The organism is Blautia sp. HA9023, from assembly GCF_056504095.1.
Genome location: NZ_JBWLUR010000010.1, coordinates 281619 through 297902, shown reverse-complemented (window position 1 = coordinate 297902; position 16284 = coordinate 281619). Strand labels below are relative to the sequence as shown.

Genomic DNA, 16284 nt, shown 5'->3' with positions numbered 1-16284 from the left:
GCCGTGGCTGCCTGGCGGCTGGCAATATGTAACAGATCACAAGAAAAAGGAGATTTATCATGGCAAAAGAAAAGAAATTAGTACAGGCCATTACGTCTATGGATGAGGATTTTGCTCAGTGGTATACAGACGTTGTTAAGAAGGCTGAGCTTTGTGGCTATACAAGTGTTAAGGGCTGTATGGCGATCAAACCTGCAGGTTATGCGATCTGGGAGAATATCCAGCATGAGCTTGACCGCAGATTTAAAGAGACCGGTGTAGAGAATGTTTATATGCCGATCTTTATCCCGGAGTCTCTTCTTGATAAAGAGAAAGATCATGTAGAAGGTTTTGCCCCGGAGGTTGCATGGGTGACTCATGGCGGTCTTGATCCGCTTCAGGAGAGACTTTGCGTGCGTCCGACTTCCGAGACTCTGTTCTGTGATTTCTACCAGAAAGAGATCCAGTCCCACAGAGACCTTCCGAAAGTATACAATCAGTGGTGCTCTGTTGTCCGCTGGGAGAAAACAACCCGTCCATTCCTTCGTTCCAGAGAGTTCCTGTGGCAGGAGGGCCATACAGCTCACGCAACAGCTGAAGAGGCTGAGGCACGTACCATTCAGATGCTGAATGTTTATGCAGATTTCTGCGAAGAGGTTCTGGCAATTCCGGTTGTAAAAGGTCAGAAGACAGACAAAGAGAAATTTGCAGGTGCTGAGGCTACTTACACCATCGAGTCCCTGATGCATGACGGTAAAGCACTTCAGTCCGGTACAAGCCATAATTTCGGAGACGGATTTGCGAAAGCATTCGGAATCCAGTACACAGATAAAGATAATACACTGAAATATGTTCATCAGACATCCTGGGGAATGACAACCCGTATGATCGGTGCCATCATCATGGTTCACGGTGATAACAGCGGCCTTGTTCTTCCTCCGAGAATCGCTCCGGTACAGACTGTGATCATTCCGATCCAGCAGCGTAAAGAGGGTGTTATGGAGAAAGCTGATGAGCTTCTCGCAGCACTGAAGGCAGCCGGTATCCGTGCAAAAGTTGATGCTACAGATAAGAGCCCGGGATTCAAATTTGCTGAGCAGGAGATGCGTGGTATTCCGCTTCGTGTTGAGTGTGGTCCGAAGGATATCGAGAATGGACAGGCAGTTCTCTGCAGAAGAGATACCCGTGAGAAATATACTGTATCCTTCGATGAGCTTGCAGATAAGGTAAAAGAGCTTCTGGATACTATTCAGCATGATATGCTGGAGCGCGCACGTGCACACAGAGAGGCTCATACCTATGTAGCCAGAAATTATGAGGAATTTGGTGAGATCGTAAATAACAAACCTGGATTCATCAAAGCTATGTGGTGCGGTGACCGTGCATGTGAAGACAAGATCAAAGAAGATTTCCAGGCAACTTCCAGATGCATGCCATTTGAGCAGGAGCAGCTGAGCGACGTTTGTGTATGCTGTGGAAAACCTGCCAAGAAGATGGTTTACTGGGGACGTGCATACTAAAATGTATAAGCCCTGTGTGGGGCAGAGGCAGTTTTGCAAAAATCATAGTTACCGGTCACCAGGTGAACAGTAACAGATTATACAGGAAACAAGGCAGCGGGGCGAAATAAGCTCCGCTGTTTTTGTGAATTTATGCTATAATATCGTTACTGAAACCATATCAGAATATCATCCGGCTGCTGAGCGCAGATAATACAGTGAAATGTGAATGCTTGATCTGGACAGCAGCAATCAGTAAGAGGAGTTATTTATGAAGATAAACATACCACAAAAAACAGCGCAGATCCTGAAGACTTTAAATGCTGCCGGTTATGAAGCCTACGTTGTGGGCGGATGCGTCCGGGATTCCATCCTGGGCCGGGAGCCGGGAGACTGGGATATCACCACGTCAGCACTTCCGGAGCAGGTGAAGGAACTTTTTCGAAGAACCGTAGATACGGGAATCCAGCATGGAACAGTAACGGTAATGATGGATAAAGAGGGTTTTGAGGTGACCACCTATCGTGTGGACGGAGAGTATCATGATGGACGTCATCCGGATGCTGTGACCTTTACCAGAAGCCTTGAGGAAGATCTGAAGCGAAGAGACTTTACCATCAATGCCATGGCCTATCATCCGGAACATGGACTGGTGGATCTGTTTGGCGGAATGGAAGATATCGGGAAGAGAATCATCCGGTGCGTCGGCAATCCGGTGGAACGTTTTACAGAGGATGCCCTTCGTATGCTCCGCGCGGTGCGTTTTTCCGCACAGCTTGGATTTACCGTGGAAGAAAATACAAAGGCGGCACTGGCACGAATGTCAGGAAATCTGGAACATGTCAGTGCAGAGCGTATCCAGACCGAGCTTGTGAAGCTTCTGGTATCTGATCATCCGGATTATCTCCGTACTGCATGGGAAACCGGGCTTACAAGAGAATTTCTTCCGGAATTTGATGCCTGCATGGAGACAGAGCAGAATACCCCACACCACTGCTATACTGTGGGCGAGCATATTCTGAAAAGTCTTACAGAGATTGAGAATGACAGGCTTCTCCGCATCACAATGCTTCTTCACGACATTGCGAAACCAGTCGTGAAAAAGACGGACGGGAACGGCAGAGACCACTTCAAGACTCACGGCCCGGCAGGTGAGAAACTGGCAGGAAAGATCCTGCGCCGCCTGAAATTTGACAATGCAACGATCCGAAATACCTGTCGTCTGATCCGGTATCATGATCTTCGACCTGCACCGGCAGCTGAGGATGTAAGACGGTCTGTGAATCTCATAGGAGAAGATCTTTTTCCACTGTATCTGAAAGTGCAGAAGGCAGACCTTTTAGCTCAGAGTACTTACAAAAGAGAAGATAAGCTGGCACGCTTAAGCGGCGTGACGGAAACTTATCAGGGAATCCTTAAAAGAGGAGAATGTACATCTCTGAAAATGCTGGCAGTTTCCGGAAAAGATCTTATAAATGCCGGACACCCGGCCGGACCGGAACTGGGAGATCTTCTTGAAAGACTTCTTGACTGTGTGCTGAAAGATCCGTCCCTTAATACAAAAGAAAAACTTCTTGAAATAGCGGAAAAAGATGGCATAAAAACCGAATAGAATAACAAAAATCCCCCCTGCATAAGATAGAACGTAAAATAAGGCAGGGGGGAACTTGTTTGTATGATTATGGTCTGAGTGTGCTGGAGCAGTATGGGCTTAATGCGTTATCTTCCGGCAGAGTGAGAGGCGCACTTCTTTGCAGGACAGAAAGAGGTCCTGTCATACTTCGGGAATTTCACGGATCGGAAAAAAAGCTTTCCATGCAGCAGAAACTTCTGCAAAAACTTAAGGAGCAGGGATGCCATGTAGATGTCTATCTGGAAAACCGGGAAGGTGCTCTGGTGAGTAAAGACAAAGATTCCATTCCCTATACGGCACAGGTATGGTTTGAAGGGCGGGAGTGTGACACAAAATCCGAAACCGACATTTTGAAAAGTGTGCGGATGCTGGCGGAGATCCACGGGAGAATGCAGCTTCCTCTGGAAAAAGACTACACGGCAAGGAATCTTAAAGAAGAATATATCCGGCACAATCAGGAAATGCGGAAGATCCGACGTTTTATCCGGAAAAAAGGAGTGTCAAGCCCTTTTGAAAAAGATTATCTTAAAAGTGTGGAATGGTTTCTGGAAAAAGGAGAAAAGGCGGTTTCCATGCTGGATGAAACGGATTATCAGACACTGCGACAGCAATCTCTTGAAAAAGGTACTGTCTGTCATGGAGAGTATAATCAGCATAATGTGCTGATCCTTGGAAAAAATGCGGCAGTGACCAATTTCAGCCACTGGAACTTTGATGTGCAGATGGCAGATCTGTATCGATTTATGAGGAAAATTCTGGAAAAATACTGCTGGGATCCATATATTGCAGAAAAAATGCTTTCCACATATGATTCCATCCGCCCTATTTCCATGTCAGAATGGCAGAACCTGAAAGTACGATTTGTATATCCGGAAAAATACTGGAAACTTGCCAACCATTATTACACCCACAATAAAGCAGTCATATCCGGGAAAAATGTGGAAAAGCTGCATACGATGATCCGGCAGAAAAAGCAGTGGGAAGAATTTCCGAAAAGATGCCTGCGGCAGTAATGCGTCTGAATAAGGCAAAAACAAAACTTCCCTTTTTCAGAAAATTGTTATATAATGTTAATTATCTTATATAAAGAAACAGGGAGGTATTTTGGAACATGGATTATAAAGAAATCTATAATCAGTGGCTTGAAAACCCATACTTCGACGAGGCAACAAAAGAAGAACTGAAAGCGATCAAAGACGACGAGAATGAGATCAAAGAGCGTTTTTATATGGATCTTGAATTTGGTACGGCTGGCCTGCGTGGTATCATTGGCGCAGGTACCAACCGCATGAATATTTATGTAGTAAGAAGAGCAACACAGGGTCTTGCCAACTATATTGCAAAAGTAGACAAGAAATCCCAGGGCGTTGCTATCGCATATGATTCCCGTCATATGTCACCGGAGTTTGCCCAGGAAGCAGCGCTTTGCCTGGCAGCTAACGGAATTAAGGCGTATATCTTTGAGACACTTCGTCCGACACCGGAGCTTTCTTTTGCAGTACGTCATCTGGGATGTGTGGCAGGTATCAACGTAACGGCCAGTCACAACCCGCCGGAATACAACGGATACAAGGTTTACTGGGAAGATGGCGCACAGATCACACCACCTCATGATACAGGGATCATGGGCGAGGTAAAGGCAATCTCCGACTGGAATACCGTAAAGACCATGGACAAGGAAGAAGCAGTGAAGGCAGGTCTTTTCGAAGTGATTGGACAGGCTGTTGATGATGCTTATATGGCAGAGCTTAAGAAACAGATCATCCATATGGATGCTATCCAGGCAGAGGGCAAGAACCTCAAGATCGTTTACACACCGCTTCACGGAACCGGTAATATCCCGGCCAGAAGAATCCTTAAAGAGCTTGGATTTGAGAACGTATACGTAGTACCGGAACAGGAACTTCCGGATGGAGATTTCCCGACAGTCAGCTATCCGAACCCGGAGGCAGCAGAGGCATTTGAACTTGGCTTGAAGCTTGCCAGAGAAGTAGATGCAGACATCGTACTTGCGACAGACCCGGATGCAGACCGTCTTGGCGTTCGTGTAAAAGACAGGAACGGCGAGTATCATGACCTTACCGGAAACATGTCCGGATGCCTTCTCGCAAACTATGAGCTGAGCCAGAGAAAGGCTGTAAACGGAAGCCTTCCGGAGGATGGAGCTCTTGTAAAGACTATTGTTACAACAAACCTGGCAGATGCGATCGCCAAGGGATACGGTGTAAACCTCATCGAAGTACTTACCGGATTTAAATACATCGGACAGCAGATCCTTGGATTTGAAAACAGTGGCAAGGGTACATATCTTTTCGGATTTGAGGAGAGCTACGGCTGCCTGATCGGAACCTATGCAAGAGATAAAGATGCTATCGTTGCAACTATGGCACTTTGTGAGGCAGCAGCTTATTACAAGACACAGGGCAAGACTCTCTGGGATGCAATGATCGACATGTATGAGGAGTTTGGATATTATAAAGATGCGATCCAGGCAGTTACCATGAAAGGCATTGAGGGACTCCAGAAGATCCAGGAGATTATGACAACACTCCGTCAGAATCCGCCGGCAGAGTTTGCAGGACATAAAGTAACTGCTGTCCGTGACTACAAGCTGGATGAGATCACAGATCTTGCTACAGGAGAGAAGAAACCGACAGGCCTTCCGAATTCCAATGTTCTTTACTATGAGCTTACAGACGATGCATGGGTATGCGTAAGACCGTCCGGTACAGAGCCGAAAGTGAAATTCTACTATGGAGTAAAAGGAACCTCTCTTGCAGATGCAGACGAGAAATCCGACGCAATGGGCAAGGCAGTTCTTGAAATGGTTGATTCCATGAAATAAATGGGGCATCCTTCCGCCTGTAATATGCGAAAAACCTTGACATTATAAGCCAAAAGGTTTATATATATAAGGCAAAGCCAAAAAAATAAGAGAACATCAATTATAGGAGGAAACACCATGAATAAAACAGAGTTAGTAGCAGCAATGGCGAAAGACACCAATCTTTCCAAGAAAGATGTAGAAGCTGTTCTGAAATCTTTTATCGATGTTGTAACTGATGAACTGAAAAAAGGCGAGAAGATTCAGCTTGTTGGATTTGGAACTTTCGAAGTAAGCACAAGAGCTGCAAGAGAGGGAAGAAATCCTCAGACTGGTGAGACCATGACAATCGAGGCTTCCAAGTCTCCGAAGTTCAAAGCAGGAAAAGCTTTAAAGGACGTTGTTAACGGTAAATAATCTGTTGATTCAGTGATAACGGCAGGAGGAACCAGAAACCGGTTTCTCCTGCTTTTTTACTATGAAAGTTTTGTTAAAGGAGGGAAAAATATGCGTCTTGACAAATATCTGAAAGTATCCAGACTGATCAAACGCCGTACAGTAGCCAATGAGGCATGTGATGCGGGAAGAGTTCTGGTAAATGACAAGCCGGCGAAGGCATCCGTGCAGGTAAAGACCGGCGATACCGTGGAAATCCAGTTTGGAAGCCGTAACGTAAAGGTGGAAGTCCTGGAAGTGAAAGACACCGTAAAAAAAGATGAAGTGGAGAGTATGTTCCGCTATATCTGATACTACAGCATCCGGGAAGAGGTCTATTTCCGCAGCTTTTTTCATAAATTAAAAGAGAAATCGCTTCAGGAGAATCTGGCTTTGGAGGAAAAAAAATCCGCAGCGATCCACAAACTGATGCTAGAACGGCAGAAAGGCGGCACGATCACAGGAATCCGAGATGTGATCTCTTTCGACGAAAAAGAGATCCTGCTGCATACAGAAGATGGAAAACTATCCATAAAAGGCGAAACTCTTCATGTGAAACATTCTGGATCTGGAACATGGAGAACTGAGCCTGGAAGGCAGAATTGACAGCCTTGCGTATCTGGGCAGAAAGAAAGAGAAACAGGAAGAATCCCTTATAAAAAGACTGTTTCATTAAAGACAAAAAAAGACAGTAAACTGGTTGATATTTTTTTGCAGAAGTTGTAAAATCTGGATGTATAAGCTCATAACAGGAAAAGAAAACCAAAAAAGGTAAAAAGGAGCAGACAGATTGAAGAAGCCAGGAAAGGGAAAAGAAAAAAAGAAAATCGGATACAATTACCTTGGCATGGCAGGCATTGCTGTGATTGCACTGGTTCTGCTTGGAAGCCTTATGGTGCAGAGCAAGACTTTACAGCAACGTCTGGATTACTACGATTCCAAGGCTGTGGCACTGGAGAAATCCATTGACAGTGAGAAAGAACGCACCAAGGAGATCGAAGCCGAAAAAGAATATATGAAAACCGATGAATACGTGGAAGAAGCAGCACGTGAGAAGCTTGGACTTGTGAAGGATAACGAGATCGTGTTCCAGGAAGAAAACTAGCACAGCGAATGCAGAAGCATTTTGGCGAAAAGTTTTCTATAAGTTTCGTGTTACTTTGACAGATATTTCAGAATACCTCCTTTATAATAATCAGTCAGTGAAGGTTATAAGGGGAGGGGAAAATATGCAGGAATGGATCATTGCCATGCTCGTAGTCAGCATTCTGCTGATACTCCGGGACATGGCAAAAACTGTCTTTTCGGGAAGAACACAGGCAAAAGAAGAGATGATGCCGCTCAGTGAAAGCCATCCCCAGAAGGAGAAGGTGGAACGATATGCAGCATCCTTCCGGAAACTTGCGGATACATTCTATGGAATGCCTTACAGAAAGGAATTTTTGAGTGGAGGACAGCTGAACCGAATCATTTCGGATACTAGCGCCTGTGTGTGCTCCAGATGTTATCAGAGAGAGATCTGCTGGGGCGAGCGTGCAGGAGAAACCATGCGGAACAGCGAGCATATGCTAAGAGTCATGGAGGAGGGGGATGAAGAGGCTGTTCGTCAGGTTCGCAGTGAATGGATGAGTGCCTGTGGGCGTTCTGCCCAGTATTTTCAGGTTTTGAACGAAGGATTCCGGGAAGAACGGCAGAATCTTGTGTGGGACAACCGGATGATCGAAAGCCGGCTTGCTGTGGCTCAGCAGCTGACAGAGATTTCCAGGATCATGGATCATATGGCAGAAGAGCTTTATGATATTATGCCGGCAGATCCCAGGTTTCAGGAAGAACTTCGAAAAGCCTTCCGCAGGAAACACGTACTCATAAAAAATGTCTGGGTGATGGATAAGATTGAGGGAAGACGGCAGATATTTCTGAGTTTACGTGCCAGAAGCGGGCAGTGTGTTTCCATGACAGAAATCGCACAGATTTTATCCAGAATATGTGGCAGCCCCATGACGCCGGAACAGGGAAGCAGGAGTATTGTAAATGGAGATTTCCATACGGTACATTTTGTGGAAGATGTCAGCTATCAGATCCTTTACGGGGTAGCCAGGCTTACAAGAGAAGCAGAAAAGGTTTCCGGGGATAATTATATCTGCCGTCAGGAAGAGGATGGCAGGTTTTTTCTCTGCCTGTCCGATGGAATGGGATCCGGAATGGAAGCTTTCCGGGAAAGTGAGATCGTAGTGGAACTTCTGGAACAGTTTATGGAATCCGGACTTTCCCAGGAGACAGCGGCCAGAATGGTGAATTCCGCCCTGATTCTGAAAGGACGGGAAGGGATGTTTTCTACGGTGGATATCTGTGCGGTAGATCTTTATACGGGAATCTGTAATTTCCTGAAAGCGGGAGCATCTTCCACTTTTATAAAAAGAGATCACTGGGTAGAGTCCATTGCTTCCGAAAGTCTGGCAGCGGGCCTGATCCAGCAGCTGGATTTTGATACGGCTTCCAGAAAACTGTATCATGGAGATTATCTGATCATGATGACGGATGGCGTCCTGGATGCACTGCCAGCAGAACATGAGGAAGAGACCATGAAAGAGATCATCATGGATGTCCATGAAAAAGAACCAAAAGAGATCGGTCGTGGAATTCTGGAGAGGGTTCTGGGATACAGTGACTATCGTGCACGGGATGATATGACCGTCGTTGTGGCTGGTTTATGGAAAAAATAGGATTAGTCAAGCGGATATTCGCAATTGAAGCAGGGGACTTACTTGATTTGGTTAAACACAGGAGAAAAAATGATCGAACGTGTAAAGAAATATATCAGAGAAAATCAGATGCTGAAAGCAGGAGACATTGTTGCGGCAGGAGTCTCCGGAGGGGCAGATTCCATTGCCATGCTTCATATCCTGAAAAGTATCCAGGAAGAATTTGGATTTTTCCTGGAGGCAGTCCATGTTCATCATGGAATCCGGGGAGATGAGGCGGACAGAGATGAGAACCTTGTAAAAAAAATCTGCCAGGAGTGGAAGATTCCTTTTCAGTCCTATCATTATCCGGTTCCGGAACTTTCCAGAAAATGGAGGCTGGGAGAAGAAGAAACCGGACGGATCGTCCGAAAACAGGCTTTTGCGAAGGAAAAACAGCGCATTGCCTTTTCGGAATTCCCGGAAGAAAATGAGCGTCGGTTCTGCGTTGCGCTGGCTCATAACCGTAATGATCTGGCAGAAACCATGCTGCATCATCTGGCAAGGGGAACCGGACTTCGGGGACTTTCCGGGATACATCCCTGCAGTGACGGGATCATCCGTCCGGTTTTATGTTTAGAACGCAGGGAAATTGTCTATTATCTGGAAGAGAACGAGATTTCCTATATTACGGACAGCAGTAATCTTTCTGATGGATATACCAGAAACCGGATCCGGCATCATGTGCTTCCTGCCATGGAAAAGGAAATTAACGGAAAAACGGTAGAACATATGGCGGAAACAGCCAGAATACTGAGAGAAGCAGACGGATACCTTCGCAGAAAGGGCGCAGAACTTCTGGAACAATGCAGACAGAAAACCGGATACCTGCTGGATGGTGCATTTTTTGAGAAACCGGATATTGTCCGGGAGTATGCGGTTATGGAAGCTTTTGAGCGGCTGTCGGGAAAACGAAAGGATTTTACGTCTCTTCATGTAAGGCAGGTTTTTTCCCTCCAAAAAAAAGAAACCGGACGCTATATAAAGCTTCCGGGGAATATTCAGGCTGTCCGGAGTTATGGAGGCGTTCGCCTGGAAAAGACAGTTTCCGGACCGGGGACCACAGAAGGTGTGTCAGCAGAAAAAAAAGGTTCCGGGAATCCGGCGGAAATGTTTTTTGAAATTCCGCTGTCCGGGATCCTGGAATGTCCGTTTGGAATTTTTGAGACAAAAATTTTCCACTATAAGAATCAGAAGATTGAAGAAAAAAAGTATACGAAATGGATGGATTATGATAAAATAAAAGGTAGTCCATGCGTTCGTACCAGAAAACAGGGGGATTATCTTGTTGTAAACAGCGCCGGAGGAAGAAAGAAACTGAACCGGATCTTTATTGATGAGAAGATCCCGGCAGGGTTAAGAGATCAAATTCCGGTTGTTGCCGCAGGATCGGAGATCCTCTGGATACCGGGAGGACGAATGAACGAACAGTATAAGATCACTTCCACTACAGGGAGAGTGTTAGAATTACATTACCAAGGAGGAGTATTAACATGAGCGAAAAAATCAGGGTTTTACTCAGTGAAGAAGAGGTAGATGCCCGTATCCAGGAAGTTGCAGATGTGATCAACAAAGACTACGAAGGAAAAGATGTACACATGATCTGTGTTCTGAAAGGCGGCGTTTTCTTTATGTGCGAGCTTGCCAAGAGGATCACACGTCCGGTAACACTGGATTTCATGTCTGTGTCCAGCTATGGCGATGACACAAAATCAAGTGGTGTTGTAAAGATCGTCAAGGATCTGGATCAGCCTCTGGAAGGAAAAGATGTTCTGATCGTGGAGGATATCATTGATTCAGGAAGAACATTAAGCTATCTGCTGCGTATCCTGAAAGGCAGACATCCGGCCAGCGTCAGACTCTGTACACTTCTTGATAAACCGGAAAGACGTGTGACAGATGTAGCGGTAGATTACTGCTGCTTCAACATTCCGGATGAGTTTGTGGTAGGATATGGACTTGATTATGCCCAGAAATACAGAAACCTTCCTTACATCGGAGTAGTGGAGATGGAGGACTGAAAGGAGATTTAACCAAGTGAGCAAGCATTCAGGTAAGATAGGCCTGTACCTTCTGCTTATTGTGGCACTGATCGCAGGATATCTGTATCTCAATGACCAGGTATCTACCCAGGGCAGTTACACAATGGGCCAGCTGGAAAAGGCTCTGGAAGAAGACAAAGTAACGGATGCAGTGATTCATCAGAACAGAGAAGTGCCCACCGGTTATGTAACGGCAAACATTGTTTCAGACGGTCAGAGGACGGTCTACGTAACCGATGTAAAAGAGGCAGAAGAGCTTCTTGAAAAATATGACATTGATCCGACGATCCGCAATGTACCCAAAGACAGTTCCATGATCGGAACAGTACTTCCGGTGGTACTTACCGGTGCGATCCTTATCTTTTTCTTTATGATGATGAACCGGCAGATGTCCGGAGGCGGCGGAAGCAATGCGAAGATGATGAACTTCGGAAAAAGCAGAGCCAGAATGTCTACCCCTGATGATAAGAAAGTAACATTCAAAGATGTTGCAGGTCTTCAGGAGGAGAAAGAGGATCTGGAGGAAGTGGTTGACTTCCTGAAATCCCCGCAGAAGTATACCAAGGTAGGCGCCAGAATTCCGAAAGGAGTGATCCTTGTGGGCCCTCCGGGAACTGGTAAAACCCTTTTTGCGAAGGCAGTTGCAGGAGAAGCCGGTGTTCCGTTTTTCTCCATTTCAGGATCGGATTTCGTGGAGATGTTCGTAGGTGTCGGTGCTTCCCGTGTACGAGATCTTTTTGAAGAGGGCAAGCGCCATGCACCGTGTATCATCTTTATTGATGAGATCGATGCGGTAGCCCGTCAGAGAGGAACCGGAATGGGCGGCGGCCATGATGAGAGAGAGCAGACACTGAACCAGCTTCTTGTAGAGATGGATGGTTTTGGGGTAAATGAGGGTATCATCGTAATGGCAGCGACCAACCGTGTGGATATTCTGGATCCGGCAATCCTCCGTCCGGGACGATTTGACCGAAAAGTCGGTGTGGGACGTCCGGATGTCAAGGGCAGAGAAGAAATCCTGATGGTCCACGCCAAGGACAAACCGCTGGGAGACGATGTGGACCTTCATCAGATCGCCCAGACAACGGCTGGATTTACCGGTGCGGATCTTGAGAACCTTCTCAACGAGGCTGCCATTGACGCAGCAAAAGAAAGCCGTCCTTACATCATGCAGAAAGATATCAAAAAAGCATTCATTAAAGTTGGGATCGGTGCGGAGAAGAAGAGCAAGGTCATCTCTGACAAAGAGAAGAAGATCACAGCTTATCATGAGGCTGGCCATGCGATCCTGTTTCATGTACTTCCGCATATGGATCCGGTATACACCATTTCCATTATTCCTACAGGTATGGGAGCTGCCGGTTACACCATGCCGCTTCCGGATAACGATGAGATGTTCAATACAAAAAACAAGATGCTGGAGGACATCACAACGCTTCTGGGAGGCCGTGTGGCTGAGGAGATCATTTTCGGAGATATTACAACAGGTGCATCCAATGATATCAAACGTGCCACAGAGACTGCCCGTTCCATGGTAATGAAATATGGTATGTCCGAAAAGATCGGCCTGATCGCTTATGGTAACGATGACGATGAAGTGTTTATCGGCCGTGATCTGGCACATACCAGAGGTTACAGCGAGGAAGTGGCAAGAGAGATCGATGCGGAGATTTCCCGTATCATCAGCGAATGTCATGAGAAAGCAGAGAGCATTATCCGGGAGCATATTGGCGTTCTTCACAGCTGTGCAGCCCTTCTTCTTGAGAAGGAAAAAGTACATCGTGAAGAGTTTGAAGCACTTTTTACAACAGAAAATGAAGAGGTTGCAGAAACAAACGAATAAAGTGCACAAAAAAACATATTGAATTTTGTGAACTTTGTGCACACTTTTTGGTGGACACATGGTACTATATATACCGTAAAAACCCCCCAATACATTATATAGTTTTTGCTACACCCCATAAGAAGAAATACCTTCTCCAAAAAAGGCAGCCTAACCAGCTGCCTTTTTTATTGCGCAAAAATAAAAGAGGAAATATGGAGAAAACCGGTAGATAAGCTTGCGGTATGGAAAAAATTAAGATAATATATTTAAGAGAATGGTACTAAAAACGGAATGAGGAAAATAGAATGTTATATGAAAGCATGGAGACAGCAAAGAAGATGCAGTATATACTCAATATGAGTCCGGTATTAAATAAAGAGGCAATGTTCAGTGACGGAACGGAATATTACCGAACACCGGTAGAACCACGGGAAGGCGATACCGTGACCATTCGTTTTCGTACCCAGAGAAATAATGTGGACAACGTCTGTCTTGTGCATGACGGAGAATATCTGGAAATGAAACGGGAGAGGACTTCCGGAAGTTTTGATTACTATACTGCACAGATCATAATGGGAAAGGACATTGTACGCTATTATTTTGAAATCCATTCAGGGCTTGTTACCTGCTATTATGATACAGATGGTGTTAGCGCCAGGCATGAGGAACGGACAGAATTTGAGATCTATCCGGATTATCATGTGCCGGAATGGCTGAAGGGTGCTGTCATGTACCAGATTTATGTGGACCGCTTTTATAACGGAGACCCTTCCAACGATGTGGAAACCGGAGAATACTCCTATATCGGGGATATTTCCGTGAAAGTGGATGACTGGGGAAAGATTCCGGCAGTCATGGGGGTACGGGAATTTTATGGCGGTGATCTTCAGGGAGTTATGGATAAACTGGATTATCTCCAGGAACTTGGGGTGGATGTGATCTATCTGAATCCGGTGTTTGTTTCCCCAAGCAACCACAAATATGACTGCCAGGACTATGATCATATCGATCCTCATATCGGAAAGATCGTGGAGGACTGTGACGGCCTTTTGAGCCCCGGAGACCGGGATAACAGCCATGCGCTTAAGTATATCCGCCGTGTGACCGATAAACGGAATCTTAAGGCCAGCAACGAGCTTTTCCGGGAGCTTGTGGAAGAGATCCACAGGAGAGGAATGAAAGTGATCCTGGACGGGGTATTTAACCACTGTGGATCTTTTAATAAATGGATGGACAGAGAACGGATCTATGAAAATCAGGAAGGATACGAAAAAGGAGCCTATATTTCTGCGGACAGCCCTTATCGTTCTTTCTTCTGCTTCCAGGATCAGAATCGCTGGCCATATAATCCCACCTATGACGGCTGGTGGACCCATGATACTTTGCCGAAGCTGAATTACGAAGGATCTGAGGAACTTTGCCGGACAATCCTTGATGTTGGCAGGAAATGGGTTTCTCCACCATATAACGTAGATGGATGGAGACTGGATGTGGCTGCAGATCTGGGACACAGCAATGATTTTAACCACCATTTCTGGAAAGAGTTCCGAAAAGCGGTAAAAGAGGCTAATCCTGATGCGGTGATCCTTGCAGAACACTACGGAAATCCGGAGAGCTGGCTTCTGGGTGATGAGTGGGATACGGTTATGAACTATGACGCTTTTATGGAGCCTGTGACCTGGTTTCTGACAGGAATGGAGAAACACAGCGATGAGTACAGGGAAGACCTCTACGGTAACAGTGAGGCCTTTATCGGTGCCATGAAGCATCATATGCGGTCACTGCACATGGGAGCTCTTTACGGGGCCATGAATGAGCTTTCCAACCATGATCATTCCAGATTCCTGACAAGAACCAACCACAGAGTAGGAAGGCTTTCCTATGCAGGTGCAGAGGCGGCATCCGCAGGCATTAATCCTGGGATCATGAGAGAGGCGGTTGTGATCCAGATGACGTGGCCAGGTGCACCTACGGTATATTACGGGGACGAGGCCGGTGTGTGTGGCTTTACAGATCCGGATAACCGCAGAACTTATCCCTGGGGAAAAGAAGATCTTGAGATGCTGGATTTTCATAAACGGATGATCTGTATACACAAGGCATATCCGCTCCTTGCAAAAGGTTCCCTGGAGTTTCTGTGGAACGATCATCAGGGCTTAAGTTATGGCCGCTTTTCTGATTCTGAGCAGATCATTGTGATCATCAATAATCAGGATTATGAGAGAGATGTGAGGGTAACAGCCTGGAAAACAGGTGTAAGCCGGAAAGAAGCGACAGCTTTTCAGCGCCTGATGCTTTCTTCCAGAGATGGCTACACAGAAAAGGCAGAGGAATATATTGCGGATGCGGGAATCCTTCATGTGAGAATGCCTGCATACGGAGCGATGGTACTTTACCACAGAGCGAGAGAGAAATATAAATAACGTACAGGCCAGGAAACAGACCGTGAAAATACGGAGGATGCCTGATGGAAAGGAGAAATATACAATGACAATTGAACAGTGCTATAGTGCGATTGAAAGTAATTACGAAGAGGTGCTTGGACGTTTTGCGGGAAACAAAATGCTGGTAGAAAAATTTGCCAGAAAATTCCTTGATGATCCAAGTTATCAGACACTTGTCGATACCATGGATAAAGCGGATTATGAGGAAGCTTTCCGTGCTGCCCATACATTAAAGGGTGTTTGTGCAAATCTGGGATTCACACAGCTGTTTAAAGTTTCCAGTGATCTGACAGAAGAACTCAGAGGCGGTGCTCCGGATGAGGCAAAGCTGCCGGAACTTCTTGAAAAAGTGTCTTCTGAGTATAAAAAGACGGTTGATGCTATTAATTGTGTAAATGAATAAAAAAAGCCGGAACTGAACGTTATTTATAAAAAAGCCGATCTGCTATTTCCATTGCTGGAAAGCGGATCGGCTTTTGGTGCTTTTTATGTTTTATTCTTCTGTTACGTGTTCCAGACCCTGATTCATGATGGTTGCCACGTGGCTGTCTGCCAGGGAGTAGAAGATTGTTTTTCCATCTCTTCGAAATTTGACCAGTGACATCTGCTTCAGCACACGAAGCTGATGAGAAATCGCACTCTGTGTCATGGAAAGCCGGTCGGCAATATCCTGCACACAAAGTTCTTCTACAGAAAGCGCATACAGGATACGGATCCTGGTAGGATCACCAAAGACCTTGAACAGGTCGGCAAGCCGGTAAAGCGTATCATCATTGATCGGATAATCGATATGTGGTTTCTTCATTTGCGCATCCTCCAAACTATTAACTTCTATTGTAGCTGAAAAAAACGCACCGGTCAA

15 protein-coding genes are annotated in these 16284 nt (G+C 45.8%); 14 read left to right on the top strand and 1 reads right to left on the bottom strand.

What is annotated here, in order from left to right; all coding sequences use genetic code 11:
* The first annotated feature begins 59 nt into the window (after positions 1-59).
* The 14 genes from proS to AC04Q6_RS16810 all read left to right on the top strand — a co-directional run bounded on the left by proS (position 60) and on the right by AC04Q6_RS16810 (position 15825).
* Positions 60-1499 (top strand): proline--tRNA ligase, encoded by a 1440-nt coding sequence (gene proS, locus AC04Q6_RS16875; protein ID WP_021976419.1) that lies wholly within the window; start codon positions 60-62, stop codon positions 1497-1499.
* A 250-nt stretch (positions 1500-1749) separates the two neighbouring features.
* Positions 1750-3090 carry a CCA tRNA nucleotidyltransferase gene (locus AC04Q6_RS16870; protein WP_118071049.1) on the top strand — a complete coding sequence of 447 codons (1341 nt, stop codon included), beginning with the start codon at positions 1750-1752 and terminating at the stop codon, positions 3088-3090.
* A gap of 59 nt (positions 3091-3149) precedes the next feature.
* Positions 3150-4124 (top strand): protein kinase family protein, encoded by a 975-nt coding sequence (locus tag AC04Q6_RS16865; protein WP_021976417.1) that lies wholly within the window; start codon positions 3150-3152, stop codon positions 4122-4124.
* A 98-nt stretch (positions 4125-4222) separates the two neighbouring features.
* On the top strand, positions 4223-5956 hold the full coding sequence (locus tag AC04Q6_RS16860) for a phospho-sugar mutase (protein ID WP_021976416.1): 1734 nt from the start codon (positions 4223-4225) through the stop codon (positions 5954-5956).
* Positions 5957-6022: 66 nt separating this feature from the next.
* Positions 6023-6352 carry an HU family DNA-binding protein gene (locus tag AC04Q6_RS16855; RefSeq protein WP_278278404.1) on the top strand — a complete coding sequence of 110 codons (330 nt, stop codon included), beginning with the start codon at positions 6023-6025 and terminating at the stop codon, positions 6350-6352.
* A gap of 90 nt (positions 6353-6442) precedes the next feature.
* Positions 6443-6682 carry an RNA-binding S4 domain-containing protein gene (locus AC04Q6_RS16850; RefSeq protein ID WP_118062154.1) on the top strand — a complete coding sequence of 80 codons (240 nt, stop codon included), beginning with the start codon at positions 6443-6445 and terminating at the stop codon, positions 6680-6682.
* A gap of 81 nt (positions 6683-6763) precedes the next feature.
* A complete protein-coding gene (locus AC04Q6_RS16845; RefSeq protein WP_476389788.1) occupies positions 6764-6976 on the top strand; it encodes a YabP/YqfC family sporulation protein in 213 nt (70 codons plus the stop codon).
* Positions 6977-7160: 184 nt separating this feature from the next.
* Positions 7161-7475, top strand: coding sequence for an FtsB family cell division protein (locus AC04Q6_RS16840; RefSeq protein ID WP_021976413.1), 315 nt, complete (start codon positions 7161-7163; stop codon positions 7473-7475).
* Positions 7476-7599: 124 nt separating this feature from the next.
* Positions 7600-9093 carry a SpoIIE family protein phosphatase gene (locus AC04Q6_RS16835; RefSeq protein ID WP_118169259.1) on the top strand — a complete coding sequence of 498 codons (1494 nt, stop codon included), beginning with the start codon at positions 7600-7602 and terminating at the stop codon, positions 9091-9093.
* Between the two features lie 69 nt (positions 9094-9162).
* A complete protein-coding gene (tilS, locus tag AC04Q6_RS16830) occupies positions 9163-10608 on the top strand; it encodes a tRNA lysidine(34) synthetase TilS (protein ID WP_021976411.1) in 1446 nt (481 codons plus the stop codon).
* Positions 10605-11132 carry a hypoxanthine phosphoribosyltransferase gene (gene hpt / locus AC04Q6_RS16825; RefSeq protein WP_021976410.1) on the top strand — a complete coding sequence of 176 codons (528 nt, stop codon included), beginning with the start codon at positions 10605-10607 and terminating at the stop codon, positions 11130-11132. The genes tilS and hpt overlap by 4 nt, the downstream gene beginning before the upstream one ends.
* A 16-nt stretch (positions 11133-11148) precedes the next feature.
* Positions 11149-12996, top strand: coding sequence for an ATP-dependent zinc metalloprotease FtsH (gene ftsH, locus AC04Q6_RS16820; RefSeq protein WP_476389787.1), 1848 nt, complete (start codon positions 11149-11151; stop codon positions 12994-12996).
* 287 nt (positions 12997-13283) lie between these two features.
* A complete protein-coding gene (locus tag AC04Q6_RS16815) occupies positions 13284-15401 on the top strand; it encodes a glycoside hydrolase family 13 protein (RefSeq protein ID WP_119247965.1) in 2118 nt (705 codons plus the stop codon).
* 64 nt (positions 15402-15465) lie between these two features.
* Positions 15466-15825: an Hpt domain-containing protein gene (locus AC04Q6_RS16810; protein WP_021976407.1), complete on the top strand. Its 360-nt coding sequence runs from the start codon at positions 15466-15468 to the stop codon at positions 15823-15825.
* Positions 15826-15915: 90 nt separating this feature from the next.
* Here the strand turns inward: AC04Q6_RS16810 and AC04Q6_RS16805 are convergent, their stop codons facing one another.
* Positions 15916-16227: an ArsR/SmtB family transcription factor gene (locus tag AC04Q6_RS16805; RefSeq protein ID WP_021976406.1), complete on the bottom strand. Its 312-nt coding sequence runs from the start codon at positions 16225-16227 to the stop codon at positions 15916-15918.
* Between the last annotated feature and the right edge of the window lie 57 nt (positions 16228-16284).

Excerpts from the sequence above, each read along its gene's own strand:
- proS (WP_021976419.1), top strand. The coding sequence starts at position 60 with ATGGCAAAAGAAAAGAAATTAGTACAGGCCATTACGTCTATGGATGAG.
- AC04Q6_RS16870 (WP_118071049.1), top strand. The coding sequence starts at position 1,750 with ATGAAGATAAACATACCACAAAAAACAGCGCAGATCCTGAAGACTTTA.
- AC04Q6_RS16860 (WP_021976416.1), top strand. The coding sequence starts at position 4,223 with ATGGATTATAAAGAAATCTATAATCAGTGGCTTGAAAACCCATACTTC.
- AC04Q6_RS16850 (WP_118062154.1), top strand. The coding sequence starts at position 6,443 with ATGCGTCTTGACAAATATCTGAAAGTATCCAGACTGATCAAACGCCGT.
- AC04Q6_RS16835 (WP_118169259.1), top strand. The coding sequence starts at position 7,600 with ATGCAGGAATGGATCATTGCCATGCTCGTAGTCAGCATTCTGCTGATA.
- tilS (WP_021976411.1), top strand. The coding sequence starts at position 9,163 with ATGATCGAACGTGTAAAGAAATATATCAGAGAAAATCAGATGCTGAAA.
- hpt (WP_021976410.1), top strand. The coding sequence starts at position 10,605 with ATGAGCGAAAAAATCAGGGTTTTACTCAGTGAAGAAGAGGTAGATGCC.
- AC04Q6_RS16815 (WP_119247965.1), top strand. The coding sequence starts at position 13,284 with ATGTTATATGAAAGCATGGAGACAGCAAAGAAGATGCAGTATATACTC.
- AC04Q6_RS16810 (WP_021976407.1), top strand. The coding sequence starts at position 15,466 with ATGACAATTGAACAGTGCTATAGTGCGATTGAAAGTAATTACGAAGAG.
- AC04Q6_RS16805 (WP_021976406.1), bottom strand. The coding sequence starts at position 16,227 with ATGAAGAAACCACATATCGATTATCCGATCAATGATGATACGCTTTAC.